The organism is Streptomyces sp. NPDC031466 (assembly GCF_055581265.1).
Genome location: NZ_JBVIJT010000010.1, coordinates 149,473 through 175,559 on the forward strand (window position 1 = coordinate 149,473; position 26,087 = coordinate 175,559).

25 protein-coding genes are annotated in these 26,087 nt (G+C 73.0%); 7 read left to right on the plus strand and 18 right to left on the minus strand.

All coding sequences use genetic code 11. The features are described from left to right. Positions 1–371: 371 nt before the first annotated feature. Complete coding sequence (locus ACZ5GP_RS25190; protein ID WP_468752991.1) at positions 372–2,081, minus strand: glycerol-3-phosphate dehydrogenase/oxidase; 1,710 nt, start codon at positions 2,079–2,081, stop codon at positions 372–374. Between the two features lie 228 nt (positions 2,082–2,309). Here ACZ5GP_RS25190 and ACZ5GP_RS25195 point away from each other — a divergent pair, with 228 nt between their 5' ends. Beyond that, on the plus strand, positions 2,310–3,563 hold the full coding sequence (locus tag ACZ5GP_RS25195) for a nucleotide sugar dehydrogenase (protein ID WP_468752992.1): 1,254 nt from the start codon (positions 2,310–2,312) through the stop codon (positions 3,561–3,563). A gap of 74 nt (positions 3,564–3,637) precedes the next feature. Here the strand turns inward: ACZ5GP_RS25195 and ACZ5GP_RS25200 are convergent, their stop codons facing one another. From ACZ5GP_RS25200 to ACZ5GP_RS25215, 4 genes are all read right to left on the minus strand, one after another. Further along, positions 3,638–4,762 carry a GuaB3 family IMP dehydrogenase-related protein gene (locus ACZ5GP_RS25200; protein WP_468752993.1) on the minus strand — a complete coding sequence of 375 codons (1,125 nt, stop codon included), beginning with the start codon at positions 4,760–4,762 and terminating at the stop codon, positions 3,638–3,640. Between the two features lie 111 nt (positions 4,763–4,873). Continuing rightward, a complete protein-coding gene (gene guaB / locus ACZ5GP_RS25205) occupies positions 4,874–6,391 on the minus strand; it encodes an IMP dehydrogenase (RefSeq protein ID WP_468752994.1) in 1,518 nt (505 codons plus the stop codon). A gap of 128 nt (positions 6,392–6,519) precedes the next feature. Beyond that, complete coding sequence (locus ACZ5GP_RS25210; RefSeq protein WP_358589992.1) at positions 6,520–7,095, minus strand: sigma-70 family RNA polymerase sigma factor; 576 nt, start codon at positions 7,093–7,095, stop codon at positions 6,520–6,522. Positions 7,096–7,361: 266 nt separating this feature from the next. Next, the gene (locus ACZ5GP_RS25215; RefSeq protein ID WP_003948568.1) at positions 7,362–7,973 is read right to left on the minus strand and encodes a response regulator transcription factor; all 612 of its coding nucleotides are present in this window, start codon (positions 7,971–7,973) and stop codon (positions 7,362–7,364) included. Between the two features lie 389 nt (positions 7,974–8,362). On the opposite strand from ACZ5GP_RS25215, the gene ACZ5GP_RS25220 reads away from it, so the two are divergent. After that, positions 8,363–8,689, plus strand: a complete 327-nt coding sequence (locus tag ACZ5GP_RS25220; protein ID WP_358589990.1) for a WhiB family transcriptional regulator — start codon at positions 8,363–8,365, stop codon at positions 8,687–8,689. A 108-nt stretch (positions 8,690–8,797) separates the two neighbouring features. On the opposite strand, the gene ACZ5GP_RS25225 is transcribed toward ACZ5GP_RS25220, so the two are convergent. Further along, positions 8,798–9,727, minus strand: a complete 930-nt coding sequence (locus ACZ5GP_RS25225; RefSeq protein ID WP_468752995.1) for a LysR family transcriptional regulator — start codon at positions 9,725–9,727, stop codon at positions 8,798–8,800. An 82-nt stretch (positions 9,728–9,809) separates the two neighbouring features. Between ACZ5GP_RS25225 and ACZ5GP_RS25230 the strand changes: the two genes are divergently transcribed. Together ACZ5GP_RS25230 and ACZ5GP_RS25235 are read left to right on the plus strand one after the other, a co-directional pair. Continuing rightward, on the plus strand, positions 9,810–10,487 hold the full coding sequence (locus tag ACZ5GP_RS25230) for an MOSC domain-containing protein (RefSeq protein ID WP_468752996.1): 678 nt from the start codon (positions 9,810–9,812) through the stop codon (positions 10,485–10,487). A 58-nt stretch (positions 10,488–10,545) separates the two neighbouring features. After that, positions 10,546–11,319 (plus strand): SDR family NAD(P)-dependent oxidoreductase, encoded by a 774-nt coding sequence (locus ACZ5GP_RS25235; RefSeq protein ID WP_468752997.1) that lies wholly within the window; start codon positions 10,546–10,548, stop codon positions 11,317–11,319. Between the two features lie 269 nt (positions 11,320–11,588). Here the strand turns inward: ACZ5GP_RS25235 and groL are convergent, their stop codons facing one another. From groL to ACZ5GP_RS25250, 3 genes are all read right to left on the minus strand, one after another. After that, entirely contained in the window at positions 11,589–13,217 is a 1,629-nt protein-coding gene (gene groL, locus ACZ5GP_RS25240) for a chaperonin GroEL (RefSeq protein ID WP_358577442.1), read from the minus strand. A gap of 127 nt (positions 13,218–13,344) precedes the next feature. After that, the gene (groES, locus tag ACZ5GP_RS25245) at positions 13,345–13,653 is read right to left on the minus strand and encodes a co-chaperone GroES (RefSeq protein ID WP_017239619.1); all 309 of its coding nucleotides are present in this window, start codon (positions 13,651–13,653) and stop codon (positions 13,345–13,347) included. Positions 13,654–14,333: 680 nt separating this feature from the next. Beyond that, positions 14,334–15,260, minus strand: coding sequence for a polysaccharide deacetylase family protein (locus ACZ5GP_RS25250; protein ID WP_468752998.1), 927 nt, complete (start codon positions 15,258–15,260; stop codon positions 14,334–14,336). A gap of 82 nt (positions 15,261–15,342) precedes the next feature. Here ACZ5GP_RS25250 and ACZ5GP_RS25255 point away from each other — a divergent pair, with 82 nt between their 5' ends. Both ACZ5GP_RS25255 and ACZ5GP_RS25260 read left to right on the plus strand, forming a co-directional pair. Beyond that, positions 15,343–16,614, plus strand: a complete 1,272-nt coding sequence (locus tag ACZ5GP_RS25255) for a class I SAM-dependent methyltransferase (RefSeq protein WP_468752999.1) — start codon at positions 15,343–15,345, stop codon at positions 16,612–16,614. A 76-nt stretch (positions 16,615–16,690) separates the two neighbouring features. Beyond that, complete coding sequence (locus ACZ5GP_RS25260; protein WP_468753000.1) at positions 16,691–17,278, plus strand: class I SAM-dependent methyltransferase; 588 nt, start codon at positions 16,691–16,693, stop codon at positions 17,276–17,278. 17 nt (positions 17,279–17,295) lie between these two features. Here ACZ5GP_RS25260 and ACZ5GP_RS25265 read toward each other — a convergent pair whose 3' ends face one another. The 4 genes from ACZ5GP_RS25265 to tsaB are packed head-to-tail and all read right to left on the minus strand — an operon-like array spanning position 17,296 to position 19,820. Continuing rightward, positions 17,296–17,553: a hypothetical protein gene (locus ACZ5GP_RS25265; protein ID WP_468753001.1), complete on the minus strand. Its 258-nt coding sequence runs from the start codon at positions 17,551–17,553 to the stop codon at positions 17,296–17,298. Then, positions 17,550–18,656, minus strand: coding sequence for a tRNA (adenosine(37)-N6)-threonylcarbamoyltransferase complex transferase subunit TsaD (gene tsaD / locus ACZ5GP_RS25270; RefSeq protein ID WP_358577429.1), 1,107 nt, complete (start codon positions 18,654–18,656; stop codon positions 17,550–17,552). Before tsaD ends, ACZ5GP_RS25265 begins: the two co-directional genes overlap by 4 nt. Then, positions 18,649–19,131, minus strand: coding sequence for a ribosomal protein S18-alanine N-acetyltransferase (gene rimI / locus ACZ5GP_RS25275; protein ID WP_358577471.1), 483 nt, complete (start codon positions 19,129–19,131; stop codon positions 18,649–18,651). Before rimI ends, tsaD begins: the two co-directional genes overlap by 8 nt. 32 nt (positions 19,132–19,163) lie before the next feature. Then, positions 19,164–19,820, minus strand: coding sequence for a tRNA (adenosine(37)-N6)-threonylcarbamoyltransferase complex dimerization subunit type 1 TsaB (gene tsaB, locus ACZ5GP_RS25280; RefSeq protein ID WP_468753002.1), 657 nt, complete (start codon positions 19,818–19,820; stop codon positions 19,164–19,166). A 112-nt stretch (positions 19,821–19,932) separates the two neighbouring features. Here tsaB and ACZ5GP_RS25285 point away from each other — a divergent pair, with 112 nt between their 5' ends. Continuing rightward, positions 19,933–20,481, plus strand: a complete 549-nt coding sequence (locus ACZ5GP_RS25285; RefSeq protein WP_468753003.1) for a hypothetical protein — start codon at positions 19,933–19,935, stop codon at positions 20,479–20,481. On the opposite strand, the gene ACZ5GP_RS25290 is transcribed toward ACZ5GP_RS25285, so the two are convergent. The 5 genes from ACZ5GP_RS25290 to ACZ5GP_RS25310 all read right to left on the minus strand — a co-directional run bounded on the left by ACZ5GP_RS25290 (position 20,471) and on the right by ACZ5GP_RS25310 (position 26,021). After that, a complete protein-coding gene (locus ACZ5GP_RS25290; protein ID WP_468753004.1) occupies positions 20,471–20,671 on the minus strand; it encodes a hypothetical protein in 201 nt (66 codons plus the stop codon). The two genes, ACZ5GP_RS25285 and ACZ5GP_RS25290, sit on opposite strands and share 11 nt — an antisense overlap. 174 nt (positions 20,672–20,845) lie before the next feature. After that, the gene (gene tsaE / locus ACZ5GP_RS25295) at positions 20,846–21,358 is read right to left on the minus strand and encodes a tRNA (adenosine(37)-N6)-threonylcarbamoyltransferase complex ATPase subunit type 1 TsaE (RefSeq protein ID WP_468753005.1); all 513 of its coding nucleotides are present in this window, start codon (positions 21,356–21,358) and stop codon (positions 20,846–20,848) included. Positions 21,359–21,368: 10 nt separating this feature from the next. After that, entirely contained in the window at positions 21,369–22,595 is a 1,227-nt protein-coding gene (locus tag ACZ5GP_RS25300) for an alpha/beta fold hydrolase (RefSeq protein WP_468753006.1), read from the minus strand. A 9-nt stretch (positions 22,596–22,604) separates the two neighbouring features. After that, positions 22,605–23,789 (minus strand): alanine racemase, encoded by a 1,185-nt coding sequence (gene alr, locus ACZ5GP_RS25305; protein WP_468753007.1) that lies wholly within the window; start codon positions 23,787–23,789, stop codon positions 22,605–22,607. 792 nt (positions 23,790–24,581) lie between these two features. Next, positions 24,582–26,021: an NAD(P)H-hydrate dehydratase gene (locus ACZ5GP_RS25310; RefSeq protein WP_468753008.1), complete on the minus strand. Its 1,440-nt coding sequence runs from the start codon at positions 26,019–26,021 to the stop codon at positions 24,582–24,584. Positions 26,022–26,087 lie beyond the last annotated feature (66 nt).

The following is a 26,087-nucleotide window of genomic DNA, read 5'->3' on the forward strand; positions in this document are numbered from 1 at the left end:
TACCCGCGCAACCCGCCCTGACAGAGCCTTCATTGTCCCTTACCCGGGGACCGGCCGGCGCCCAGGGTCCACCGTCCCGCATGCTGGACCGCGCGCAGCGAGGGCCCGTCGTGCCGACACCCCGCTCCCTGGCGGCCGTTGCCCTCCCGGTCGCCCCTTTCTCGCGCCGCCCGAGGGACCGCCGCGACCCATGACGTCGGCCACGGACGCCACTCTTCCCCTGCTCAGCGGCCGAGGCAAGGCCCCGGCCGCGCCCCTCCTGCCCCGCGTGCGGTCCGCGGCCCTCCCGCGCACCTTGCGTCAACTTCCGTCACTGGCCCCCAAATCGGCACAACAGCCTCATCCGGCAGGGCCCGCGCGCCCGGCCCCGATCAGCCGAGCGGAACGATGTCCGGCGCCCCCAGCCGCGCCGCGTCCGCCGTCAGGTCGTCCGGCTGGCGCTGCGACTCCCGCTCGGCCTCCACCCGCTTCTCGTAGTGCTGCACCTCCCGCTCGATCTGGTCCTTGTCCCAGCCGAGGACCGGAGCCATCAGCTCGGCACACTGCCGGGCGCTGCGCGTCCCCCGGTCGAACGTCTCGATGGAGATGCGCGTACGCCGCGTCAGCACGTCGTCCAGGTGGCGGGCGCCCTCGTGGGAGGCGGCGTAGACGATCTCGGCCCGCAGGTAGTCGTCGGCCGCCTGGAGCGGCTCGCCGAGTGTTGGATCGGCGGTGATGAGTTCGAGCACTTCCTCGGCCAGCGAGCCGTACCGGTTCAACAGGTGTTCCACGCGCACGACATGAAGACCCGTCCGGGCGGCGATCCTCGCGCGGGCGTTCCACAGCGCCTTGTAGCCCTCGGCGCCGACCAGCGGGATGTCCTCGGTGACGCAGTCGGCGACGCGCTGGTCGAGGGCGTGGACGGCCTCGTCGACGGCGTCCTTGGCCATCACGCGGTACGTCGTGTACTTGCCGCCCGCGATGACGACCAGGCCGGGTGCCGGGTGCGCGACCGTGTGCTCCCTGGAGAGCTTGCTCGTGGCGTCCGACTCGCCGGCGAGCAGTGGTCGCAGGCCCGCGTAGACCCCTTGGACGTCATCGCGTGAAAGGGGCACCGCGAGCACCGAGTTCACGTGCTCCAGCAGGTAGTCGATGTCGGCGCTGGAGGCCGCCGGGTGCGCCTTGTCGAGGTCCCAGTCCGTGTCGGTGGTGCCCACGATCCAGTGCCGCCCCCAGGGGATGACGAACAGGACGCTCTTCTCGGTCCGCAGGATCAGCCCCGTCGAGGAGTTGATCCGGTCCTTGGGCACCACCAGGTGGATGCCCTTGGACGCCCTGACGTGGAACTGCCCGCGCTCGCCGACCATCGCCTGGGTGTCGTCCGTCCACACGCCCGTGGCGTTCACCACCTGTTTGGCGCGGACCTCGTACTCCCCGCCGCCCTCGACGTCCTGCACACGGGCGCCGACCACGCGCTCGCCCTCGCGCAGGAAGCCGGTGACCCGCGCGCGGTTGGCGACCTTCGCGCCGTACGCCGCCGCGGTGCGCACCAAGGTGGCCACATAGCGGGCGTCGTCCATCTGCGCGTCGTAGTACTGCATCGCGCCGACCAGCGCGTCCTTCTTCAGGCACGGGGCGACGCGCAGGGCGTGCCGGCGGGTCAGGTGGCGGTGCATGGGCAGGCCCCGGCCGTGCCCGCGCGACATCGACATGGCGTCGTAGAGCGCGACGCCCGATCCGGCGTACAGCCGCTCCCACCCCTTGTGCTGCAAGGGGTACAGGAACGGCACCGGCTTCACGAGGTGCGGGGCGAGCCGCTCCAGGAGCAGGCCGCGCTCCTTGAGCGCCTCCCGCACGAGCGCGAAGTCGAGCATCTCCAGATAGCGCAGTCCGCCGTGGATCAGCTTGCTCGACCGGCTAGAGGTGCCCGAGGCCCAGTCCCGCGCCTCGACCAGGCCGGTGGACAGGCCCCGGGTGACCGCGTCGAGGGCCGTCCCGGCGCCGACCACCCCCGCGCCGACGACCAGGATGTCCAGCTCCCGGTCGGCCATTCCCGCAAGTGACTCGGCACGCTCGGCCGGCCCCAGTGTCGCTGCCCTCACCGCTGCCTCCCGCTGTGATCGGGTGTGGTCGGACTCACATCATGCCCAGATTTCCCTCGCGCTCGCCGATCTCGTCCGCAGCCTGTGGACAACACTCCGAACCGGCACGGCAGTGCAATGCCACAAAACGGTCATATTTACTCCTAGTCTGACATTGCGCTGGTCCGCATTGTCCACAGGGCTTGCGCGCACGTCCCGCTCCGGCTATTGGGAGGACGGCCCACCGCCATGCCCGCAGATCTCGCAGTCATCGGTCTCGGCCACCTCGGCCTGCCCCTCGCGCAGGCCGCCGTCGCCCGCGGCATCGCCACCACCGGATACGATCCCGCCCGCGCCACCGACCTGGCGGGCGGCCGCCTGCCCTGCGACGGCGCCGAGGGGACCCTCACCGCGGCCGACGTCCGCCGGATGCTCTCGGGGGGCTTCCGGCCGACCACCGACCCGGCCGAACTGGGCCGCGTGCGCACCGCCGTCATCTGCGCCCCCACACCGCCCGCCGCCGACCGCTCGCTGGACCTGAGCCAGGTGGCGGAGGCCGCCCGCGCCCTGGCCGCCCGGCTGCGGCCGCACACCACCGTGATCCTGGAGTCCCCCGCGTACCCGGGGAGCACCGAGGACTTCCTGCGCCCGATCCTCGAATCGGGCTCGGGGCTGCGCGCGGGCCGCGACTTCCACCTCGCCTACTCCCCGGGCCGCCTGGACCCGGGCAACCGCTCGCACGGCTACGCCGGCACCCCCAAGGTCATCGGCGGCCTCACCCCCGCCTGCACCGAGTCGGCGGCCACCTTCTACGGCCGGCTCACCGACAAGGTCGTCCGCGCCCGGGGCCCCCGCGAGGCCGAGACCGTGCACCTCTTGGAGACCAACTACCGGCACGTCAACATGGCCCTGGTCAACGAGATGGCGGTGCTCTGCCACGACCTCGGCATCGACCTGTGGGACGTCATCCGCTGCGCCGAGACCAAGCCCTTCGGCTTCCAGGCCTTCCGCCCCGGGCCCGGCGTCGGCGGCCACGGCGTCCCCCTGGACATCCCGAACCCCTCGCGCGGCGCCCGCCCCCTGCGCATGGTGGAGCTGGCCGCGCAGGTCAACGACCGCATGCCCCAGTACGTCATCCAGCGCTCGGCGACCCTGCTCAACGAACACGGCAAGTCCGCGCGCGGCGCCCGCGTCCTGCTCCTCGGCGTCACCTACAAGCCCGACCTCGCCGACCAGCAGGGCGCCCCCGCCCAGGAGGTGGCGACCCGCCTGATGGAGCTGGGCGCCTCCGTCAGTTACCACGACCCCTACGTGCCCAACTGGAGCATCCTCGGCCGCCCGGTCCCGCGCGCGGACTCGCTCTACGAGGCGGCCGCCGAGGCCGACCTCACGATCCTGCTCCAGCACCACCGCACGTACGACCTGCAAGGGCTGGCCGTGAAGGCGCAGCTGCTCCTCGACACGCGCGGCGCGACCCCGGCGGGCGCCGCCCACCGCCTGTAGGCACGCGCGCGTGAAAGGGCCCGGACGCATCCGCGTCCGGGCCCTTTCACGACGTCACACGACCGGCGCGAGCGTCACCGCTTGTGCTGCGCGTCCGCGACCGTCACCTCGACGCGCTGGAACTCCTTGAGCTCGCTGTAGCCCGTCGTCGCCATGGCACGGCGCAGGGCACCGAAGAAGTTCATCGAGCCGTCGGGGATGTGCGAGGGACCCGTGAGGATCTCCTCGGTCGTACCGACCGTGCCCAGGTGGACCTTCTTGCCGCGCGGCACGTCCTCGTGGACGGCCTCCATGCCCCAGTGGTGGCCCTTGCCGGGCGCGTCCGTGGCGCGGGCCAGCGGGGATCCCACCATGACGGCGTCGGCGCCGCAGGCGATGGCCTTGGGCAGGTCGCCGGACCAGCCCACGGCGCCGTCGGCGATGACGTGCACGTACCGGCCGCCGGACTCGTCCATGTAGTCGCGGCGGGCGGCCGCGACGTCGGCGACGGCGGTGGCCATCGGCACCTGGATGCCGAGGACGTTGCGCGTGGTGTGCGCGGCGCCGCCGCCGAAGCCGACCAGGACGCCCGCGGCGCCGGTGCGCATCAGGTGCAGGGCGGCGGTGTAGGTGGCGCAGCCGCCCACGATGACCGGCACGTCGAGTTCGTAGATGAACTGCTTCAGGTTCAGCGGCTCGGCGGCGCCGGAGACGTGCTCGGCGGAGACGGTGGTGCCGCGGATCACGAAGATGTCCACGCCGGCGTCCACGACGGCCTTGGAGAACTCGGCGGTGCGCTGCGGCGAGAGCGCGGCGGCGGTGACCACACCGGAGTCGCGCACCTCCTTGATGCGCTGTCCGATGAGGTCGGCCTGGATCGGGGCGGCGTAGATCTCCTGGAGGCGCCGCGTGGCGGTCTCCGGGTCCAGCTCGGCGATCTCGTCCAGCAGCGGCTGCGGGTCCTCGTACCGCGTCCAGAGGCCTTCGAGGTTCAGGACGCCCAGGCCGCCCATCTCACCGATGCGGATGGCGGTCCGCGGCGAGACCACGGAGTCCATGGGGGCCGCCAGGAAGGGCAGCTCGAAGCGGTAGGCGTCGATCTGCCACGCGATCGAGACCTCCTTCGGGTCGCGGGTGCGCCGGCTCGGTACGACGGCGATGTCGTCGAAGGCGTACGCGCGGCGGCCGCGCTTGCCGCGCCCGATCTCGATCTCAGTCACGTTGTGGGGCCTTTCCCTCTTGGTCTGCCTGTCCAGTATCCCCGACACACACGCAAGGGGCGGCCCCGGTGAGCCGGGACCGCCCCTTCACGCGCGCGTGGAGCCGGAAGACTACTTGTGACGGCTGTAGTTCGGCGCCTCGACCGTCATCTGGATGTCGTGCGGGTGGCTCTCCTTGAGGCCCGCGGACGTGATGCGCACGAAGCGGCCGTTGGCCTGGAGCTCGGGGACGGTCCGTCCGCCGACGTAGAACATCGACTGGCGCAGGCCGCCGACCAACTGGTGGACGACCGCGGAGAGCGGGCCGCGGTAGGGCACCTGGCCCTCGATGCCCTCGGGCACCAGCTTCTCGTCGGAGGCGACGCCCTCCTGGAAGTAGCGGTCCTTGGAGAAGGAGCGCTGGTCACCGCGCGACTGCATGGCGCCGAGCGAGCCCATGCCGCGGTAGGACTTGAACTGCTTGCCGTTGATGAACATCAGCTCACCCGGCGACTCCTCGCAGCCGGCGAGCAGCGAGCCCAGCATGACCGTGTCCGCGCCGGCGACGAGCGCCTTGGCGATGTCTCCGGAGTACTGCAGGCCGCCGTCGCCGATGACCGGGACACCGGCCTCCTTGGCGGCGAGCGAGGCTTCGTAGATGGCCGTCACCTGGGGGACGCCGATACCGGCGACGACACGCGTCGTACAGATGGAGCCGGGGCCGACGCCGACCTTGATGCCGTCGACACCGGCGTCGATGAGCGCCTGGGCGCCCTCGCGGGTGGCGATGTTGCCGCCGATGACGTCGACGCCCGGGGCGTCGGACTTGATCTTGGCGACCATGTCACCGACGAGGCGGGAGTGGCCGTGCGCCGTGTCGACGACGATGAAGTCGACGCCCGCGGCGACCAGCGCCTGGGCACGCTCGAAGGCGTCGCCCGCGACGCCGACGGCGGCGCCGACCAGGAGTCGGCCCTCGCCGTCCTTGGCGGCGTTCGGGTACTTCTCGGCCTTCACGAAGTCCTTGACCGTGATGAGGCCCTTGAGCACGCCCGCGTCGTCGACCAGCGGAAGCTTCTCGATCTTGTGGCGGCGCAGCAGCTCCATGGCGTCCACACCGGAGATGCCGACCTTGCCGGTGACCAGCGGCATCGGCGTCATGACCTCGCGCACCTGACGGCTGCGGTCGTTCTCGAAGGCCATGTCGCGGTTGGTGACGATGCCCAGCAGCCGGTCGGCCGCGTCGGTCACCGGGACGCCGCTGATGCGGAACTTGGCGCAGATCGCGTCGGCCTCGGCGAGCGTCGCGTCCGGGTGCACCGTGATCGGGTCGGTGACCATGCCGGACTCGGAGCGCTTGACCAGGTCGACCTGGTTGGCCTGGTCGGCGATGGAGAGGTTGCGGTGCAGCACGCCGACGCCGCCCTGGCGCGCCATGGCGATCGCCATCCGGGCTTCGGTGACCTTGTCCATCGCGGCCGACAGCAGCGGGACGTTCACCCGCACGTTCTTCGAGATGTACGAGGAGGTGTCGATCTGGTCGGGCGCCATGTCCGACGCGCCCGGCAGCAGCAGCACGTCGTCATAGGTCAGCCCTAGTGTCGCGAATTTCTCGGGCACCCCAGTCGAAGAACCGCCGTTTGCAGTCATGACACCTTCCCCAAATGGCCTTGATCGGTGCGGATGTCCATGCTAACGGGAACGAGGGGTGTCTCATTCCACGATCAAGATCATCGGCATTCTTTGGACGTTCGTACGGCACTGGCCCGTACGACGACTCACTGCTCGGCCAGGGCCCGCAGCCGGCTCAGCGCCCGGTGCTGGGCCACGCGCACCGCTCCCGGGGACATGCCCAGCATCTGGCCGGTCTCCTCGGCCGTGAGGCCGACGGCGATCCTGAGCAGCAGCAGCTCGCGCTGGTTCTCCGGGAGGTTGGCGAGGAGCTTCTTGGCCCACTCCGCGTCACTGCTGAGCAGGGCGCGCTCCTCGGGGCCGAGCGAGTCGTCCGGCCGCTCGGGCATCTCGTCGGAGGGCACGGCGGTCGAGCCGGGACGGCGCATGGCCGCCCGCTGGAGGTCGGCCACCTTGTGCGCGGCGATCGCGAAGACGAACGCCTCGAAGGGGCGTCCCGTGTCCTTGTAGCGCGGCAGGGCGAGGAGTACGGCGACACAGACCTCCTGCGCCAGATCCTCCACGAAGTGCCGCGCGTCACCCGGCAGCCGGGACAGCCGGGCGCGGCAGTAGCGCAGCGCGAGCGGGTGCACGTGTGCGAGAAGGTCGTGCGTGGCCTGCTCGTCGCCCTCGACGGCGCGAAGGACGAGGGCACCGATCACCGTCGTCTTGTCATCGCGCATCGGTCCATGGTGCCTTGACGGCGGCTGATCCGCGGCACCGCGTCCGTAGTTGTGCACTGAAGCGTTATGAGCAGGTGCGCCGGAACTCATCTCCTGCGCCCTCCCCTCCCGCTCGATCGACTCGTCCCCGAGGAACTCCACACCTCAAGGATGCGGCATCGGCCGCGAAGCGACACCAACCGCTCCCGAGGAGGGGTGCGGCGGGCGTCCGCCGCCCCGCCCACCGTGTGGCGGGCGGGAGGCGTCGCGCCCCCGCTGCGGCACACTCAGCGGACCAGGCCCCAGCGGAAGCCGAGCGCCACCGCGTGCGCCCGGTCCGAGGCGCCGAGCTTCTTGAAGAGCCGCCTGGCGTGCGTCTTCACCGTGTCCTCGGAGAGGAACAGCTCACGCCCGATCTCCGCGTTCGACCGGCCGTGGCTCATGCCCTCCAGGACCTGGATCTCCCGCGCGGTGAGCGTGGGCGCGGCGCCCATCTCGGCCGAGCGCAGTCTGCGCGGGGCGAGCCGCCACGTGGGGTCGGCGAGCGCCTGCGTGACCGTCGCGCGCAGTTCGGCGCGCGAGGCGTCCTTGTGCAGATAGCCGCGGGCGCCGGCGGCCACCGCGAGCGCGACCCCGTCGAGGTCCTCGGCGACGGTGAGCATGATGATGCGCGCACCGGGGTCGGCGGACAGCAGCCGCCGGACGGTCTCCACGCCGCCCAGACCGGGCATGCGTACGTCCATCAGAATCAGGTCCGAGCGGTCGGCGCCCCAGCGGCGGAGGACTTCCTCGCCGTTGGCCGCCGTCGTCACACGCTCGACGCCGGGCACGGTCGCGACCGCTCGACGGAGCGCCTCTCGGGCAAGCGGGGAGTCGTCGCAGACGAGGACGGATGTCATGACTGTCCTCCGCGGCTCTCACAGCTGCTGCGCGTCACCTTGAGCCTCCAGGCTGGTACATATTCGTCACCTGTGCGGTTGACGCTCTCGGACACCTGCCCGAGCGCTTCTTCTTTCAACCGCCTCGCACTCTCAACGACGGTCACCCGAAAGAGTTACGGGGCAGTCAGCCATCTTCGGCACTCTACGTGAGGGCGCGGACACAGAGCAGAGCGTGCGGCACACCCTCAAGGTTTCATCACAACCTATGCCCCATTTAGCTCTTTTTCTTCCCTTTTATCGGTGTCTGTGGCTAGATTCGCAATGAGTCATATTTTCATCTCCTTAGACAGTAGATGTACGGTCATGGGCACCGTACCCGCGTCAGAACGGCTTCAAGGGGAACAGCAATGGCAGATTTCTCCCGCCTTCCCGGACCGAACGCAGATCTCTGGGACTGGCAGCTCCTCGCCGCCTGCCGCGGGGTCGACAGCTCGCTCTTCTTCCACCCGGAAGGCGAGCGGGGTGCCGCGCGCAGCGCACGAGAGAACTCCGCCAAGGAGGTCTGCATGCGGTGCCCGGTGCGTGCGGAGTGCGCCGCTCACGCGCTCGCGGTGCGCGAGCCGTACGGCGTGTGGGGTGGGCTGACCGAGGACGAGCGCGAGGAGCTGATGGGGCGGGCGCGCCATCGCCTCGTCACGGCGTCCGCGCCCGGCGGAGCGGTCTCACCGCACTGAGCGAGACCGTCTCACCGCTCTGAAGGAACGTTTCTGCACAGGGGCCGTGGGCCCGTTCCGCACAGCACCCGTGGCCGTTCCGCACAGCGCCCGTGCCGGTCGCGCGGGTCAGCGGGCCGCCGCGCGCGCCAGGTGGTCCAGCGTGGCGGCGACGGCCGGCACCTGCGCCAGGTCCGACAGCGTGAGCGCGACGATCTCCCGCCGCACGGCCGGCTCGACCGTCACCGTCCGGGCGCCCATGGGGCGCACCGACTCGATCGCCAGCTCGGGCAGCACCGCCACCCCGAGGCCGGCGCCGACCAGGCCGATCACCGCCGGGTAGTCGTCGGTGGCGAAGTCGATCCGGGGCACGAAGCCGGCCCCCTCACAGACCTCCACCAGCTGCCGGCGGCAGCGCGGGCAGCCCGCGATCCACGGCTCGTCGGCGAACTCCCCGATGGTGACGGCGTCCGCCCCGGCGAGCCGGTGCCCCTCGGGCACGAGGCCGACGAGCCGGTCCGCGAGCAGCGGGCGCACGACGAGGTCGTCCCAGTCCTCGGCGGCGGACGCGCCGTCCGCCTTGCCCTGAGGGGTCTCGCGCCGCGCCGCGTACCGGAAGGCCAGCGCCACGTCGCAGTCGCCCTCGCGCAGCATCTCCACCGAGCGCGGCGGTTCGGCCTCCACCAGGGAGACGCGTGTCCCGGGATGCGCCGCGCGCAGCGCCGCGAGGGCGCCGGGCACCAGCGTCGAACTGCCGCTCGGGAAGGAGACGAGCCGGACCCGGCCGGCGCGCAGGCCCGCGATGGCGGCCACCTCCTCCTCCGCGGCGGTGAGGCCCGCGAGGATGCCCGCGGCATGCCGGACCAGGGCCTCGCCCGCCTGCGTCAGGCGCATCTCGCGGCCGGTGCGGATCAGCAGCGGCGTACCGGTGGACGCTTCGAGGGCCTTCATCTGCTGGCTCACGGCGGGCTGGGTGCAGCCGAGCTCGCGGGCCGCGGCGGAGAAGGAGCCGGTGGCGGCCACGGCGCGCAGGACACGGAGGTGACGGGCCTCGATCATGCTTCGAGCATAAGCGTCGCTTGGGCCTGGCGTGAAATATCGCCTCGCACCTTTGGGTGGTGCTCGCCTAATCTGCCCGGTCATGAAGATTCTCTCTGTCAACGTGGGCCGCTTCCGTGCCGTCGACTACACCGACGCCCCCTCCGGTGGCACCGCCATCGACAAGCGCCCCGTGCCCGGACCGGTCAGGGTGGCGGCGCCGGGCGCCAAGGGTGTCGGCGGCAGCGGACTCGCCGGCGACGAGGTCTGCGACACGCGGCACCACGGCGGGAACGACCAGGCGGTGTACGCCTTCGCCCGCGAGGACCTCGACGCCTGGGAACGCAGGCTCGGGCGGGCCCTGCCGGACGGCTCGTTCGGCGAGAACCTCACGACGTCCGGGCTCGACGTGAACGGCGCGAAGATAGGCGAGCGCTGGCGGATCGGCCCCGACCTGGTGCTGGAGGTGACCAGCGGGCGCATCCCCTGCCGTACGTTCCAGGGTCACCTCGGCGAGAAGGGCTGGGTGAAGGCGTTCACGCGGGAGGCGGCCCCGGGCGCCTATCTGCGGGTGGTCGAGCCCGGCGAGATCCGGACCGGGGACGCCGTCGAGATCGTGCACCGGCCCGGGCACGAGATCACCGTCGGCCTCCAGTTCCGGGCCGTCACCACCGAGCAGGAGCTGTTGCCCCGGCTGCTCGACGCCGGGGACGCGCTGCATCCCGAAGCGGCGGAGCGGGCGCGCAGGTACGTGGCGCGGTACGGCGCGCGGGTCTCGTGACCCGGGGTCGTGGCGTGCGCCCGGCCCGGCCGTGGCCGAATCTCACTAGCCTTGGTCCATGACTACGGCTCTGATTACGGGATCGACCGCCGGCATCGGCGCCGCCTTCGCGCGCCGCCTCGCCGGTGACGGCCACAACCTCGTCCTGGTGGCGCGTGACACCAAGCGGCTGCGCGAACAGGCGACCGAGCTGCACGACCGGCACGGCATCGAGGCGGAGGTGCTCACCGCGGACCTGTCGACGGACAGCGGCATCGAAGCCGTCGAGAAGCGGCTCTCCCACCGCAGGGACGCCGTCGACCTGCTGATCAACAACGCCGGGTTCGGCAACAAGGGCCGGTACCTGGAGGTCGCGATGGCCGACGAGCTGACCATGCTCAAGGTGCACTGCGAGGCGGTGCTCCGGCTGACGTCGGCGGCCGCGGAGTCGATGCGGGAGCGGGGCCGGGGCGGGGTGGTGAACGTCGCCTCGGTGGCGGCGTTCGTGCCGCGCGGGACGTACGGCGCCTCGAAGGCGTGGGTCGTGCAGTTCACCCAGGGCGCGGCGAAGGACCTCGCGGGCAGCGGGGTGCGGCTGATGGCGCTGTGCCCCGGCTTCGTCCGTACGGAGTTCCACGAGCGGGCCGGGATGGGGACGTCCAACATCCCCGAATGGATGTGGCTCGACGCGGACAAGCTGGTGGCGGCGGGGCTCGCCGACTTGGCGCGGGGCCGGACCGTCTCCGTCCCCGATCCGCGCTACAAGGCCCTGATGGGCCTGGTGAAGGTGGTGCCGAGGTCCCTTCTGGGCGGCGTCACGTCCCGCACGGGCCGCAAGTACGGGCCTCAATAGGGTCTTGTTCCTGGGACCCTCGCGTCTGCCGGGCTGGTGTGTTCACCGGCCGCGGGCCGTGGTCCGTCCTCGCGCAGTTCCCCGCGCCCCTTCCAGGGGCGCTACGCCAGACGCCGTTCAGGGGCGCGGGGAACTGCGCGACCGGCCAGGAACAGGCCCGCACCCGGCGAAGACAGCGCAACCCGGCGGACGCGGCCCCGAAAAGGCTGAGGCCCGGCTTCCCCCACAAGCGAGGGAAGCCGGGCCTCAGCGCTCAGCGAGAGCGCACGTCAGTGCGAGTGACCGTGGCCGTGGCCGTGGCCCGCGTCGCCCTCGTCCTCGGCCGGCTTCTCGACGACGAGCGTCTCGGTCGTCAGCAGCAGCGAGGCGATGGACGCGGCGTTCTCCAGCGCGGAGCGCGTGACCTTGACCGGGTCGATGACGCCGGCCTTGACCAGGTCGCCGTACTCGCCGGTCGCGGCGTTGAAGCCGAAGCCCTTGTCCAGCTCGGCGACCTTGGAGGTGATGACGTAACCCTCCAGGCCGGCGTTCTCGGCGATCCAGCGCAGCGGCTCGACGGCGGCGCGGCGGACGACGGCGACACCGGTGGCCTCGTCGCCCTCCTTGCCGAGGTTGCCCTCGAGGACCTTCACGGCGTGGACGAGCGCGGAGCCACCACCGGAGACGATGCCCTCCTCGACCGCGGCGCGGGTCGCGGAGATGGCGTCCTCCAGACGGTGCTTCTTCTCCTTCAGCTCCACCTCGGTGGCGGCGCCGACCTTGATGACGCACACGCCGCCGGCCAGCTTCGCGAGGCGCTCCTGGAGCTTCTCGCGGTCCCAGTCGGAGTCCGTGGCCTCGATCTCGGCCTTGATCTGGTTGACGCGGCCCTCGACGTCGGCCTTGTTGCCGCCGCCGTCGACGATCGTGGTGTCGTCCTTGGTGATGGTGACGCGGCGGGCGGTGCCGAGCACGTCCAGGCCGACCTGGTCGAGCTTGAGGCCGACCTCTTCGGCGATGACGGTGGCACCGGTGAGGGTGGCCATGTCGCCGAGCATCGCCTTGCGGCGGTCGCCGAAGCCGGGGGCCTTCACCGCGACGGCGTTGAAGGTGCCGCGGATCTTGTTCACGACCAGGGTCGACAGGGCCTCGCCCTCGACGTCCTCGGCGATGATCAGGAGCGGCTTCGAGGAGTTGGCCTGGATGACCTTCTCCAGCAGCGGCAGCATGTCCTGGATGGAGGAGATCTTGCCCTGGTGGATCAGGATGTACGGGTCGTCGAGGACGGCCTCCATACGCTCCTGGTCGGACACCATGTACGGGGACAGGTAGCCCTTGTCGAAGGCCATGCCCTCGGTGAAGTCGAGCTCCAGGCCGAAGGTGTTGGACTCCTCGACGGTGATGACACCGTCCTTGCCGACCTTGTCCATCGCCTCGGCGATCAGCTCGCCGACCTGCGGGTCCTGGGCGGACAGACCGGCGACGGCCGCGATGTCGGCCTTGTCGTCGATCGGACGGGCGGTGGCGAGGAGCTCCTCGGAGACGGCCTTGACGGCGGCGTCGATGCCCTTCTTCAGGGCGGCCGGGGAGGCGCCGGCGGCGACGTTGCGCAGGCCTTCCTTGACCAGGGCCTGGGCGAGCACGGTGGCGGTGGTGGTGCCGTCACCAGCGATGTCGTTGGTCTTGGTCGCCACCTCCTTCACCAGCTGGGCGCCGAGGTTCTCGTACGGGTCCTCGACCTCGACCTCACGGGCGATGGTGACGCCGTCGTTGGTGATGGTCGGGGCGCCGAACTTCTTGTCGATGACGACGTTGCGGCCGCGGGGGCCGATCGTCACCTTGACCGTGTCGGCAAGCTTGTTGACGCCGCGCTCAAGGGCGCGACGGGCGTCCTCGTCGAACTTCAGGATCTTCGCCATGGGAGCGATTCAGCCCTCTCGAAAACTCGGGTTAACGAACCGCGCCCCTCGCCGCCCGGCAATCAGCGGGGTGACCAGGGGCGCAGCTCAAAAGCAAATCTGCTGGTGAAGCAGGTGAAGCGGTGAACTACTTCTCGACGATCGCGAGCACGTCGCGGGCCGAGAGGACGAGGTACTCCTCGCCGTTGTACTTCACCTCGGTGCCGCCGTACTTGCTGTACAGCACGATGTCGCCGGTCTTCACGTCGAGCGGCAGGCGCTCGCCGTTCTCGAAGCGGCCCGGGCCCACGGCCAGGACGACGCCCTCCTGGGGCTTCTCCTTGGCGGTGTCCGGAATGACCAGGCCGGAGGCCGTGGTCTGCTCGGCGTCGAGCGGCTGGACCACAATGCGGTCCTCGAGCGGCTTGATGGCAACCTTGGAGCTGGTGGTCGTCACGTTCCGGTCTCCCCCTTCGGAGATCTCACGGGGTTAACAGTCTGAGGTGTGGCGACCAGGTGGATCCGTCGTCGCGGGTGCCGGACCTGCCCGTCGCTGTTGGCACTCTCCAACGGGGAGTGCCAGAAGCGAGACTAGGACGGCGATTAGCACTCGGTCAAGCGGAGTGCCAATCCACTGCGCGGCGCTTTACGGGGACGGGGCGCCTCCCGGTCCCGAGGGCAGGGGTGTGGCCCTGTCCGGACAACGAGATGTGCGGCCCCGAAGTTCCTCCGACGGCTCGGCACGTCGATGGGGCAGGTCCGTGCGCCCGGCGCGGGGCGGCTCCGGATCGCTGGGGCGGGGCGGCTCCGGATCGCCGGGCCGAGGCGTCCCCGTGCGCCCGGCGGGGGGCGGCACCCGATCGCCGGCCCGGGGTGGCACCGGACCGCCGGGGCGGGGTGGCACCGGATCGCCGGGGCGGGGTGGCACCGGACCGCCGGGGCGGGGCCGCCCGCAGCGGTCGGCGCCCGGGTCGCCCGTGCTCCCCCGTCCCCGCGGAGGCATCTTCTCCGCGGCTTTCCTGCCCAGGCGCTCGATCGGGTCCACCGATTCCGCGCAGGACACCAGCGTCGCGGGCGCGAGTACTCCGCACAGCAGGGCCCCCACGAGGAGGCGGCGGCACACCCGCGCCCGCCGGATCACAGGTAGTCCTCCAGCCTGGCCACCGCGTAGCCCTTGGCGGTGACCGTCCGCATGGCCCGGCGGACCATGTCGGGCATGGTGCCCTTCCAGTCCTCGTGGCCCCTGAAGTGGGTGAGGATGATGTCGCCGGGGTGCAGGTCGCGGTCCCACTCGCGGTAGTCCATGCGGTCGGCGAAGACCTCCGCGTTCCACAGCGGCACCGCCTTGATGCCGCAGGACTTGGCGGCGCGCAGCGTGTCCCGGTTGTAGTTGCCGTACGGCGGCCGGAAGAGCTCCGGCCGCTTGCCGTAGCGCTTCTCGATGACGTCCTGCATGCCGCAGATCTCGCGGCGCTGGCGTCGGTAGGACAGTCCTGGCATGTAGCGGTGGTTGAGGGTGTGGTTGTTCAGGGAGACGCCGCGGTCGCGCATCTTCGTGAAGTAGCCGTAGTCCTCCTTGACCAGGTAGTCGCTGAGGAAGGCGGTGTACGGGATCCGCAGGTCGCTCATCATCCGCAGGAACGCCGGGTCCTTCTCGGCGCCGTCGTCGATGGTCAGGAAGACGACCCTCTTCTTGGTCGGGATCGTCGTGAAGACCGGCGGCAGCTTCGACTGGCCCTTGACCTCGAAGCCCCGGCGGGTCTTGAGCCGCGGTTTGGTCATGGGCGGGGCGGGCGCGGTCAGCGGGGTCCTCGCGAGGCCCCAGCGCTTGGCCGCCGTGACCCGGGCGGCATGGGCGGCGCCGAGTTGCTGGGCGTAGGAGTGCAAGGCGCGGGCGGGCGGCGCCTGGAGCGGCTGCTGGCCGTGGGCGGGCCGTACGGCGTCGGATCCGCCCCCGGAGGCGCAGCCGGAGGCGATCGCCGTGACGGTCAGCGCCGCGACAGCGACACGCGAACGATTCTTCCGCCTTACGGCGCATTCTTCGTTTTGTCGTACGAGTTGCATGGCGCCGGATCCTCGCAGCCCGGGGCCCTGTTCCCGGCCCGACACCGCCGCCCGCCGCGCACCATCCACCGACTGGCCCACAATGGGGCGGGTGAACGACCCGAACACGCCGCCCGGACCTGACGCCGCCGCTGCCCCCGCCACTGGCGACACCGCCCCCGGCGACCCGATCGCCGCCTTCGCCGCCCTGCGCACCGAGGCGGGCCGGGCCCTGCTCGCCGAGGTACGGGACGTCGAGCCCGCGCAGGAGCTGGCCGCCGCCACCCGGCTGCGCCGCGAGTACCCGGCGCCGCTGGTCTCCGCCGCCCTCGCCCAGGCCCGCCTGCGCCACCGGGCGGCGGCGAAGTTCGGCGCCGAGGACGCGGCCCGGATGTTCTTCACGCCGAACGGCGTCGAGCAGTCCACCCGCGCCTCCGTCGCCGCGCACCGCGCCGCGCGCTTCAAGGCGCTGGGCGTGCGCTCCCTGGCCGACCTCTGCTGCGGCATCGGCGGTGACGCCATCGCCCTGGCGCGGGCCGGCATCTCCGTCCTCGCCGTCGACCGTGACCCGCTGACCTGCGCCGTCGCCCGCGCCAACGCGGAGGCGCTGGGGCTCGCCGACCTCATCGAGGTGCGCGAGGCCGATGTCACGAACGTGGACACATCGGCGTACGACGCGGTGTTCGTGGACCCGGCACGCCGCTCCTCCAAGCGCGGCCGCATCTTCGACCCGGAGTCCTACTCCCCGCCGCTGTCCTGGGCCGTCCGGACGGCGCTCGGGGCCCCGCGCGCCGCCCTGAAGATCGCTCCCGGCATCCCGCACGAGGCGATTCCCGCCGAGGCGGCGGCCGAATGGATCTCGGACGGCGGTGACGTCAAGGAGGCGGTGCTGTGGTTCGGCACGGACGCGCCCGCCTCGCACCGCGCGACGCTCCTGCCACGGAACGTCTCCCTGGGGAGCCCGCTGGCCACGATGCTGCCCGACCCCGAGGTTCGGCCCGTGGGGCGGTACCTGTACGAGCCGGACGGCGCCGTCATCCGCGCGCACCTCGTCGCCGAGGTCGCGGCCCGGGTCGAGGGCGGACTGATCGACGCGACCATCGCGTACGTCACGTCCGACGCGCTGCACGCGACCCCCTACGCGGCGGCGTACGAGATCACCGATCAGCTCCCGTTCGGCGTGAAGAAGCTGAAGGCCCTGCTGCGGGAGCGGGAGGTCGGCGTCCTGACGGTGAAGAAGCGGGGCTCGGCGGTGGAGCCGGAGGAACTGCGCCGCAAGGTGAAGCCGCAGGGCAAGAACGCGGCGACGGTCTTCCTCACGAGGGTGGCGGGCGCCCCGGCCATGCTGATCGGCCACCCGGTGCCCACGGGCTGAACGGCGCCGGCCGAGGGCCGACCGCGGCGCGCGCGGTCCCCCGCGCCTCTTCGGCCCCCTCTGGCAGGCTCACGCCATGCCCTTCGACCACAACGACCACTACCACCGGATGCTCCTGCGCGAGCTGCCGCCGGCCGGCCGCACCGCCCTCGACGTCGGCTGCGGCACCGGCCGCTTCGCCCGGCGCCTCGCCGCACGCGGCTACACGGTCGACGCGCTCGATCCGTCCGCCGAGGTCATCGCCGAGGCCCGGGCGCTTGGCGGCGGGCCCCGGTTCCAGCGGGCGGACGTGACCGAACGGGACCTGCCCGAGGGGCACTACGACGTCGTCACCTGCCTGGCGAGCCTGCACCACATGCCGTTCGCCACCGTCACCCGGCTGCGCGACGCCCTCGCGCCGGGCGGCACCCTGCTCGTCCTCGGCTGCTACGCCGGGAGGACGTGGTGGGACCTCGCGGCGTCGCCCGCCAACGCCGTGGCACGGCTGGCGGTCTACACGGGCGAACGCCTGCGCGGCACGTACTCGCCCCCGCTCAGGGCCCCGGTACGGCAGCCCGACATGACGCCCCCCGAGATCCGGGCCGAGGCGGCCCGCCTCCTGCCCGGCGCCGGCGTGCGGCAGCTGCTGTTCTGGCGGTACCTGCTGACGTACCGCAAGGCGTGAGCGTCAGGCGTCGGGCATCAGTCTGTGTCCGCCGGCTCGAACCGCCAGCGGTGCACCGCGCGGGCCACCAGCTCCGGCGCCGGGTCCGGCAGCTCCGGGAGGTCGGCGTCGTACGCGGCGTCCCACCAGGTGATGACGAGGACCCGGTCCTGCGGGGCGCGGAAGTGCTCCCGCCGCAGCGGCACGGCCTCGAACCGCTGTGCCCGCGCCCACGTCAGCAGCTCCGCACCCCGCCCCTCGGCGGCCCGGGCCTCCCACATCAGCGCGACGGTCACGAGTAGAGGTTCTCCTTGCTGACCTCGTGCACGTGGTCGTGGGAGTGCGTGTGCCCCGGCACGTGCGGCTCCGTCACCGGCAGCGAGGAGTCGGCCGACAGGTCCCACGAGGAGGCCGCGCGGTTGCGGGCCACCATCTCGGCGCCGAGGGCCGCGACCATCGCGCCGTTGTCCGTGCACAGCTTGGGGCGCGGCACGCGCAGCCGGATCCCGGCCTTCTCGCACCGCTCCTGGGCGAGCGCCCGCAGCCGCGAGTTGGCGGCCACGCCACCGCCGATCATGAGGTGGTCGACGCCCTCGTCCTTGCAGGCCCGCACGGCCTTGCGGGTCAGCACGTCGACGACGGCCTCCTGGAAGGACGCCGACACATCCCGCACCGGCACGTCCTCGCCCGCGGCCCGCTTGGCCTCGATCCAGCGGGCGACGGACGTCTTGAGCCCGGAGAAGGAGAAGTCGTACGCGGGGTCGCGCGGCCCGGTGAGCCCGCGCGGGAAGGCGATGGCGTTCGGGTCGCCCTCGCGCGCGTACCGGTCGATGACGGGACCGCCGGGGAAGCCGAGGTTCAGCACCCGCGCGATCTTGTCGAAGGCCTCGCCCGCCGCGTCGTCGATGGTCGAGCCGAGCGGCCGCACGTCGGAGGTGATGTCGGCGGAGAGCAGCAGCGAGGAGTGGCCGCCGGAGACCAGGAGCGCCATGGTCGGCTCGGGCAGCGGCCCGTGCTCCAGCTGGTCCACACAGATGTGCGAGGCGAGGTGGTTGACGCCGTACAGCGGCTTGCCGAGAGCGTACGCGTACGCCTTGGCCGCCGAGACGCCGACGAGCAGCGCGCCCGCGAGCCCGGGACCGGCGGTCACCGCGATGCCGTCGAGGTCCTTCGCGCTCACCCCCGCTTCCTTCAGGGCGCGCTCGATGGTCGGCACCATCGCCTCCAGATGCGCGCGGGAGGCGACCTCGGGCACGACACCGCCGAAGCGGGCGTGCTCGTCGACGCTGGAGGCGACGGCGTCGGCGAGCAGGGTGGTGCCGCGGACGATGCCGACACCGGTCTCGTCGCAGGAGGTCTCGATGCCGAGGACGAGGGGTTCGTCGCGCGAGTCAGCCATGAATCTCGGTTCCTTGTACGCCGGATACGGGGGTGGAGGGATCGGTGCGGCGCATGACCAGGGCGTCCACGTTGCCGGGCTGGTAGTAGCCGCGCCGGAAGCCGATGGGCTCGAAGCCGAAGCGCTCGTAGAGCTTCTGCGCCCGGGTGTTGTCGACCCGCACCTCCAGCATGACCTCGGCGCACTCGAAGGCGGTCGCGGCCTGGAGCAGGTCGGTGAGCAGCCGGGCGCCGAGCCCGGTGCCCCAGTGGTCGCGGGCGACGGCGATGGTCTGGACGTCGGCGAGGTCCCCTTGGGCGGCGAGCCCCGCGTACCCGACGAGGCGCTCGCCGGCCATGGCGACCACGTAGCGGCGGGTGGCCCGCGGCCCGCGCGCGTGGGCCAGCTCGGACCAGAACATGCCGCGCGACCAGGCGTCGTCCGGGAACAGCTCCTTCTCCAGGGCGAACACCGCGTCGATGTCCCACCAGCGCATCTCGCGCAGCGCGACGGCCGCGTTGACGTCGCTCACTTGGGGGTGACCACCTTGTAGTTCTTCGGCACCTGCGCGTCGGGCCGGCGCAGGTACAGCGGCCGGGGCTCCAGGAGCGCCTCGCCGGCGGCGAGCTTCTCGGCGGCCAGGGACGCGAGCGCCGCGGCCGAGACGTGCTCGGGGGCGCGGGCGTCCGGGAAGACGTCGGGGTAGAGCAGCGCGCCCGCGCCGACGGCGGGCAGGCCCTCGACGTCGGCGGCGAGCTGCGCGGGCCGGTCGACGGCGGGCTCGCCCACCCTGGTGCGCGCGTTGTCGTAACGCGCCCAGTAGACCTCCTTGCGCCGGGCGTCGGTGGCCACCACGAAGGGGCCGTCCTCGATGCCGGAGGCGTACGCGAGGCCGTCCAGCGTGCACACGCCGTACACGGGGACGCCGAGGGCGAGGCCGAAGGTGTCGGCGGTCATGAGGCCGACGCGCAGTCCGGTGTAGGGGCCGGGGCCCACGCCCACGACGATGCCGGTGACGGCGTCGAGTCTCAGCCCGGCGTCGGCGAGCACGCGGTCGACGGCCGGGAGCAGCAGCTCCCCGTGCCGGCGGGCGTCCACCTGGCTCGACTGGGCCACGACGGAGGAGCCGTCGTGCAAGGCGACGGTGACGGCGGGCGTTGCGGTATCAAGAGCGAGCAAGAGCACGCGAACAGCCTACGGCTCCGGCGCCTGCCGCACGGCCGCCCCGGGTTGGGCTACGCCTGCTGCTACCGTCACTGCGTAGCCGTATGCCGTACGACGAGGTGGGTGGCGAAAGGTGTCAAGGAGCAGCTCGGGGTTCGTGGCCGCGCTCACCGCCGCCGCGGTCGCCGCGGTCGGCTTCCTCGCCTATCAGGCGTCGGCCCATGTGCCGGACAGCCTGGCCAAGCGGCCCCAGAAGTCCGCTTCCGCCACCCCGCGCTCCCCCAAGGACAAGGCGAACCCGGCGGCCGTGCCCGCGGAGTCCGGCAAGGGCGAGCGGGTCGTGTACTCCGTGGGCGAGGACCGGGTGTGGCTGGTGGAGGCCTCCGGGAAGCTGCGCGTCACGTTCCCGGTGACGCCCGGCTCGGTCGACCCGCCGCCGGGCACCTACGCCGTCACCTCGCGCTCGGGGACCGTCACCGGAACGGATGGCGTGCCGATCGAGCACGTCGTGCGGTTCACGAGCGTCGAGGGCATCACGATCGGCTTCAGCGCGGCCGTCGACGGCTCGACGCCGAAGCCGGACCCGGCGAAGAGGACGGGCGGCATCCGCGAGTCGCGCGCGCACGGCGACGCGATGTGGGAGTTCGCGACGATCAGCAAGAAGGTCGTCGTCATTCCGTAGGCGCGCCGGGCACGCCCGCGGCGGCCCCGGCGGGCGCCGGGTCGCGGGGCGGCGTGGAGACCGCGCTCGCGGCGGCGCACGACGCGAGCAGGTCCCTCATCGACAGCTGCGCGGGACCCGGGGCGGCCGCGGGTCCCGGCAGCCCGGGCGCGTGCGGCCGCGGCGGTGCGTCACGTTCTGAAGCCGACATGGATGCCTCCTGGGCTCCCGGGGGCAGACGTGGTTAGGTAGACCTAACCAGGACCGGTACCCATGTGACCACGCCCGGCGCACGCGACGCAACATTTTGCCGACGACATGTCGGAACCTTCGGGTGAACGTACCGACGACCCTTGCGGAGCCCGGCCGATCGCCCCCGCGGGGGTCAGGCGGCCAGAGCGGCCAGGTCCTCGTCCGCCCACCGCGCGCCGAGGCCGGTCAGCGTCACCTCGCGCACCTCGTCCGTCGTGTCGCCGACGGCCCGGTCGATGACGACGTGCAGCCGGTCGTCCGACAGCTCCTCGACCTTGCCGTCGCCCCACTCCACGACGATCACCGAATCGGGCAGCGAGACGTCGAGGTCCAGGTCCTCCATCTCGTCGAGCCCGCCGCCCAGCCGGTACGCGTCGACGTGCACGAGCGCGGGCCCCTGGCCGAGCGGCGGGTGGACGCGGGCGATGACGAAGGTCGGGGAGGTGACGGCGCCGCGCACGCCGAGGCCCTCGCCGAGGCCGCGGGTCAGTGTGGTCTTGCCGGCGCCCAGCTCGCCGGTGAGCATGACGAGGTCGCCGGGGCGCAGGACCTTGGCCAGGCGGCGGCCCAACTCGCCCATCCGTTCGGGGGAGTTCACGGTGGTCGTGAGTACGTTCGCGGGGACCTGGTGGTGCGGTGCTTCCATGCCGTCCACGTTAGCCGCTGGAGGAGCCCGCGTCGGCTGCCGCCCGCCCGGCGCCCGTCCGCGCGAGCAGCTCCGCGAGGTGCTCCGTGACCACCTCGGGGTGCTCCAGCATGACCAGGTGTCCGGCGTCGGGGACCAGGACCAGGCGGGCGTCCGGCAGCAGGGACGCGATCGCCTCGCTGTGCTCGCTCGGCGTGACCAGGTCCTGCTCCCCGGCCAGCACCAGCACCGGCAGCCCCACGAAGCGTTCGAGCGCCGCCGCCTTGTCGTGCTCGGCGAACGCCGGGTAGAACTCCGCGACCACGTCGATGGGCGTCGCCTCGATCATCCGCTCCGCGAACCGCGCGATCGCCGGGTCGACGTCCTTGCGCGAGAACGAGTAGCGCTTGATGACCCCGGCGAAGAGGTCCGCGGTGGCCCGCCGCCCCCGCTCCACCAGTTCGGCCTGCGAGCCGAGCGTGCGCAGCACTCCGGGCAGCACCCGGCGCACCGCGTTCATCCCCGCCACCGGCAGCCCGAAATTCACCTGACCGAGCTGCCCCGACGACGTACCGACCAGGGCGACGCCCACGACGCGCTCGCGGATCAGCTCCGGGAACTGGTCGGCGAGGGCCATGGTCGTCATGCCGCCCATGGAGTGCCCGACGAGGACGAGCGGCCCCTTCGGCGCGGCCGTGTCGATGACCGCCTTCAGATCGCGGCCCAACTGGTCGATGGAGACCGGCACACCGCGCTCGGCCTGGTCGACGCCCCGCCCCGAGCGGGCATGGCTGCGCTGGTCCCAGTAGACCGCGCGGACCGCACCGCGCAGGGCGGCCCGCTGGAAGTGCCAGGAGTCCTGGCTCAGGCAGTAGCCGTGGCTGAAGACGACGGTGAGCGCGTCGCCCGCGGCGCCCCCGCCCTCCTTGCTCCCCTCGACCTCTTCGACCTCGTAGGACAGTTCCGTGCCGTCGTCCGCGTACGCCGTGCCGGGCATGCCGCGCAGCGAGCCGTACGGGCCCGCCGCGTCCAGCGCGAGCCGTGCCTTCTTGCGGATGCCGCGGCCGACGGTGAGCCGCTCGATGGCGACGCCCGCGGCCGCGCCGGCGGCGATCACGCCGAGCGCGGCGCCCGCCACGGTGGCCCTGCGCCAGCTCCCGGCCGCGGCGGCGGCGACCTCCGTCACCTCCGTCACGACGTCCGCCACGACGTCCGTCACCGCTTCCGCCGCGGCAGCCCCCGTGCTGCTCTCGCTCACGTGCCGCTCCTAGTCAGTGGTCGGGCCGGTCGTTCCCGTCTCTCCCGCGCCGGGCCGCTCATTCACATGGACGCGCGGCACCCGCGATCCGATGCGCGTGACGATCTCGTACGCGATGGTGTCCGCGGCCCGCGCCCAGTCCTCGGCGGTCGGCTCCCCCCGGTCGCCGGGGCCGAACAGGAGGGCCTCGGTGCCCACTTCGGGTTCGTCCCCGCCGAGGTCGACCACGAACTGGTCCATCGCCACGCGTCCCGCGGCCGTCCGCCACTTGCCGCCGACCAGGACCGGGGCCGTGCCCGAGGCGTGGCGCGGGATGCCGTCGCCGTACCCGGCGGGGATGAGGCCGAGGGTCGTGGCGCCCGAGGTGACGTAGTGGTGTCCGTAGCTCACGCCGTGGCCGGCCGGGGCGTGCTTCACATGGGCGAGCGAGGCGCTGAGCGTCATGACGGGCCGCAGCCCGAGGTCGCCGGACGTGCCCACCTCGGGGCTCGGCGAGATGCCGTACATCGCGATGCCGGGCCGTACGAGGTCGAAGTGCGCCTCCGGGAGGGTGAGCGTGCCCGGGGAGTTGGCGATGTGCCGGACCTCGGGGCGTACGCCCTGGCCCTCGGCGTACGCCACCATCTCGCGGAAGACCGTGAGCTGGGCGGCGATCGAGGGGTGCCCCGGCTCATCGGCGCACGCGAAGTGCGACCAGAGGCCGGTGACCGTGACCAGGCCCTCGGCCTCGGCGCGCAGGGCCTCGGCGATCAGTTCCGGCCAGTCGGCCGGCATGCAGCCGTTGCGCCCCAGTCCCGTGTCGGCCTTGAGCTGGACGCGGGCGGTGCGCCCCGCCGCTCGGGCGGCCGCCGTCACCTCGCGCAGCGCCCACAGCGCGCTCACCGACATGTCCAGGTCGGCCTCGACGCCCTCGCACCAGGGGCCGCCCGGTGTCCACAGCCAGCACATGATCCGCCCCGGCAGGCCCGCGGCGCGCAGGGCCAGCGCCTCCTCCGGCGTCGCGGCACCGATCCAGGTGGCGCCCGCCTGGACGGCGGCCCTGGCGCAGGGCACCATTCCGTGGCCGTACGCGTCGGCCTTGACCACGGCCATGAACGCGGCGTGCGGCGCGCGGGCGCGCAGCGTGCGCACGTTGGCGCGGAGGGCGGCGAGGTCGATCTCGGCGCGGACGCGGAAGGCGGCTGTCTCGTTCATCGCGCACAAGTGTCTCAGAGGGCCCCGCCGCGCCTGCCTCCGTGCCCAGCGACCCCCACCGCCCGCCCACCTCCGTGCCCAGCGACCCCCACCGCCCGACCGCTCCCCCACCGCCCGAGCCCACCCCACCTGCCGCGTCCCGAGCCGATCACCCGCCCGTCACCGCTCCCCCCGGTCAGCCGCCTGCCGCCACTGGTCCGGTCGCCGCACCCCACCACGGTCCGGCCCGGTCACCCACCCGCCACCGCTCGCCCCGGTCACCCGACAGCCAGCGCTCAGCCAGTCACGCGCCTGCCGCCCCGGGGCCGGTCGCCGCACCCACCACAGCCCGGCCCGGCACCCACCCGTCGCCACTCCACCCAGTCGCCCCGCCCGCCACCGCTCGCCCAAGTCACCCGGCAGCTGCCGCCCGAGCCGGCGGCCCGAAAACTGCGGCCCGCCCGTCACCACCCGCCACCGCCCAAGCCAGTTGCCCCACCCGCCGCCGCCCGGCCCAGTCACCCCACCCGCCGCCGCCCGGCCCAGTCACCCCGCAGCCGCCGCCCGGCCCAGTCACCCCGCAGCCGCCGCCCGGCCCAGTCACCCCGCAGCCGCCGCCCGGCCCAGTCACCCCGCAGCCGCCGCCCGAGCCAGCGGCCCGAAAGCTGCGGCCCGCCCGTCACCACCCGCCACCGCCCAAGCCAGTTGCCCCACCCGCCGCCGCCCGGCCCAGTCACCCCGCAGCCGCCGCCCGAGCCAGCGGCCCGAAAGCTGCGGCCCGCCCGTCACCACCCGCCACGTCGCCGCCCCGTATCAGTCCCCCCGGCACACGTCCCGCCAGGCCGTCGGGATCGCGTCGGCCACGTCCTGGGCGGCCACGGGTGCGCCGTCCGCGACGTGGCGGGCCGCGAGGCCGTGCAGGTACGCGCCCACCGAACCCGCGTCCCGGGCGTCGAGCCCCGCCGCGAGCAGGGAGCCGGCGAGCCCGGACAGCACGTCGCCGCTGCCCGCCGTGGCGAGCCACGGGGTGCCCGTGGGATTGACGCGTACGGCGCCCTCGGCCGAGGCGACCAACGTGGTGGACCCCTTCAGCAGCACGGTCGCCCCGAAGCGCCCCGCCAGTTCCCGCACGGCGTCGAGCCGCGCCGCCTCCACCTCCTCGCGGCGGACGCCGAGCAGGGCGGCGGCCTCCCCGGCGTGCGGCGTGAGCAGCGTGGGCGCGCGCCGGGCCCGGACCTCCCGCTCCTCGGCCAGCCGCAGGCCATCGGCGTCGATCAGGAGGGGCACGTCCGCGCCGATCACGTCCCGCAGCCGTTCCCCGTCGTCCCCGAGCCCGGGTCCCACGGCCCAGGCCTGCACCCGCCCGGCCTTCGACGGCGGCCCCGCGGACACCAGCGTCTCGGGGTAGCGGGCGAGCACGGCGTCCGCGGCGGGCCCCACGTACCGCACGGCGCCCGCGCCGCCGCGCAGCGCACCGGCCACGCAGAGCACGGCGGCGCCCGGGTACCGCCCGGAACCGGCCACGACGCCGACGACACCGCGCCGGTACTTGTCGCTCTCCCCGCCCGGCCTCGGCAGCAGCCCCGCCACGTCGACGTACTGCAGGGCCTCCGCCGCCCGCTCCTCCGCCGGCAGCTCCAGACCGATGTCGACGAGCCGCACCGCACCGGCGTACTCACGCCCCGGGTCGATCAGCAGCCCCGGCTTGTGCGTACCGAACGTCACCGTCACATCGGAGCGCACCGCCTCTCCGCGCACCTCGCCCGTGTCGGCGTCGACGCCGCTCGGCAGGTCCACGGCGACGACCACGGCGTCCCGCGCGACGGCTCCCGCGAGGCGGGCGGCACGCTCCCGGAGCCCGCCGCGCCCGCCGATCCCGACGATGCCGTCCACCACGAGCCGGGCCCCCGCGACGACGCCCTCGGCCCTGTCCTCGTCCGCGCCCACGACCGCCCCGCCGGCCGCGCGCAGGGCGGCGAGCCCACCGGAGTGGGTCCGCTCCGGGGCGAGCAGCACCGCGCTGACCCCCGCGCCGCGCCGGGCCAGCCGGGCCCCCGCGTAGAGGGCGTCACCGCCGTTGTCCCCACTGCCCACGAGCAGCGTCACCCGGGCCCCGTACACCTTGCCGAGGAGCCGGGCGCACTCGGCGGCCAGCCCGGCCGCCGCCCGCTGCATCAGCGCCCCTTCGGGCCCCCGCCCCATGGCCGCACGCTCGGCAGCCCGGACACTCTCCACGCCATAAGCACTACGCATCCCCCCAGTCTGCCCCTGCCCCGCCGGGCCATCGCGGCGAGAGGGAGGGGCGGGAGAAACACCTCC

Bases quoted from the DNA above. Each gene is read 5' to 3' on its own strand.
- ACZ5GP_RS25195 (WP_468752992.1), top strand. From the start codon at position 2,310: ATGCCCGCAGATCTCGCAGTCATCGGTCTCGGCCACCTCGGCCTGCCC.
- ACZ5GP_RS25210 (WP_358589992.1), bottom strand. From the start codon at position 7,095: ATGCGCGATGACAAGACGACGGTGATCGGTGCCCTCGTCCTTCGCGCC.
- ACZ5GP_RS25225 (WP_468752995.1), bottom strand. From the start codon at position 9,727: ATGATCGAGGCCCGTCACCTCCGTGTCCTGCGCGCCGTGGCCGCCACC.
- ACZ5GP_RS25220 (WP_358589990.1), top strand. From the start codon at position 8,363: ATGGCAGATTTCTCCCGCCTTCCCGGACCGAACGCAGATCTCTGGGAC.
- ACZ5GP_RS25230 (WP_468752996.1), top strand. From the start codon at position 9,810: ATGAAGATTCTCTCTGTCAACGTGGGCCGCTTCCGTGCCGTCGACTAC.
- tsaE (WP_468753005.1), bottom strand. From the start codon at position 21,358: ATGGAAGCACCGCACCACCAGGTCCCCGCGAACGTACTCACGACCACC.
- tsaD (WP_358577429.1), bottom strand. From the start codon at position 18,656: ATGGCTGACTCGCGCGACGAACCCCTCGTCCTCGGCATCGAGACCTCC.
- ACZ5GP_RS25255 (WP_468752999.1), top strand. From the start codon at position 15,343: ATGGGGCGGGTGAACGACCCGAACACGCCGCCCGGACCTGACGCCGCC.
- rimI (WP_358577471.1), bottom strand. From the start codon at position 19,131: ATGCGCTGGTGGGACATCGACGCGGTGTTCGCCCTGGAGAAGGAGCTG.
- ACZ5GP_RS25310 (WP_468753008.1), bottom strand. From the start codon at position 26,021: ATGCGTAGTGCTTATGGCGTGGAGAGTGTCCGGGCTGCCGAGCGTGCG.
- ACZ5GP_RS25250 (WP_468752998.1), bottom strand. From the start codon at position 15,260: ATGCAACTCGTACGACAAAACGAAGAATGCGCCGTAAGGCGGAAGAAT.
- ACZ5GP_RS25215 (WP_003948568.1), bottom strand. From the start codon at position 7,973: ATGACATCCGTCCTCGTCTGCGACGACTCCCCGCTTGCCCGAGAGGCG.
- guaB (WP_468752994.1), bottom strand. From the start codon at position 6,391: ATGACTGCAAACGGCGGTTCTTCGACTGGGGTGCCCGAGAAATTCGCG.
- ACZ5GP_RS25290 (WP_468753004.1), bottom strand. From the start codon at position 20,671: ATGTCGGCTTCAGAACGTGACGCACCGCCGCGGCCGCACGCGCCCGGG.
- ACZ5GP_RS25260 (WP_468753000.1), top strand. From the start codon at position 16,691: ATGCCCTTCGACCACAACGACCACTACCACCGGATGCTCCTGCGCGAG.
- alr (WP_468753007.1), bottom strand. From the start codon at position 23,789: ATGAACGAGACAGCCGCCTTCCGCGTCCGCGCCGAGATCGACCTCGCC.
- ACZ5GP_RS25235 (WP_468752997.1), top strand. From the start codon at position 10,546: ATGACTACGGCTCTGATTACGGGATCGACCGCCGGCATCGGCGCCGCC.
- groL (WP_358577442.1), bottom strand. From the start codon at position 13,217: ATGGCGAAGATCCTGAAGTTCGACGAGGACGCCCGTCGCGCCCTTGAG.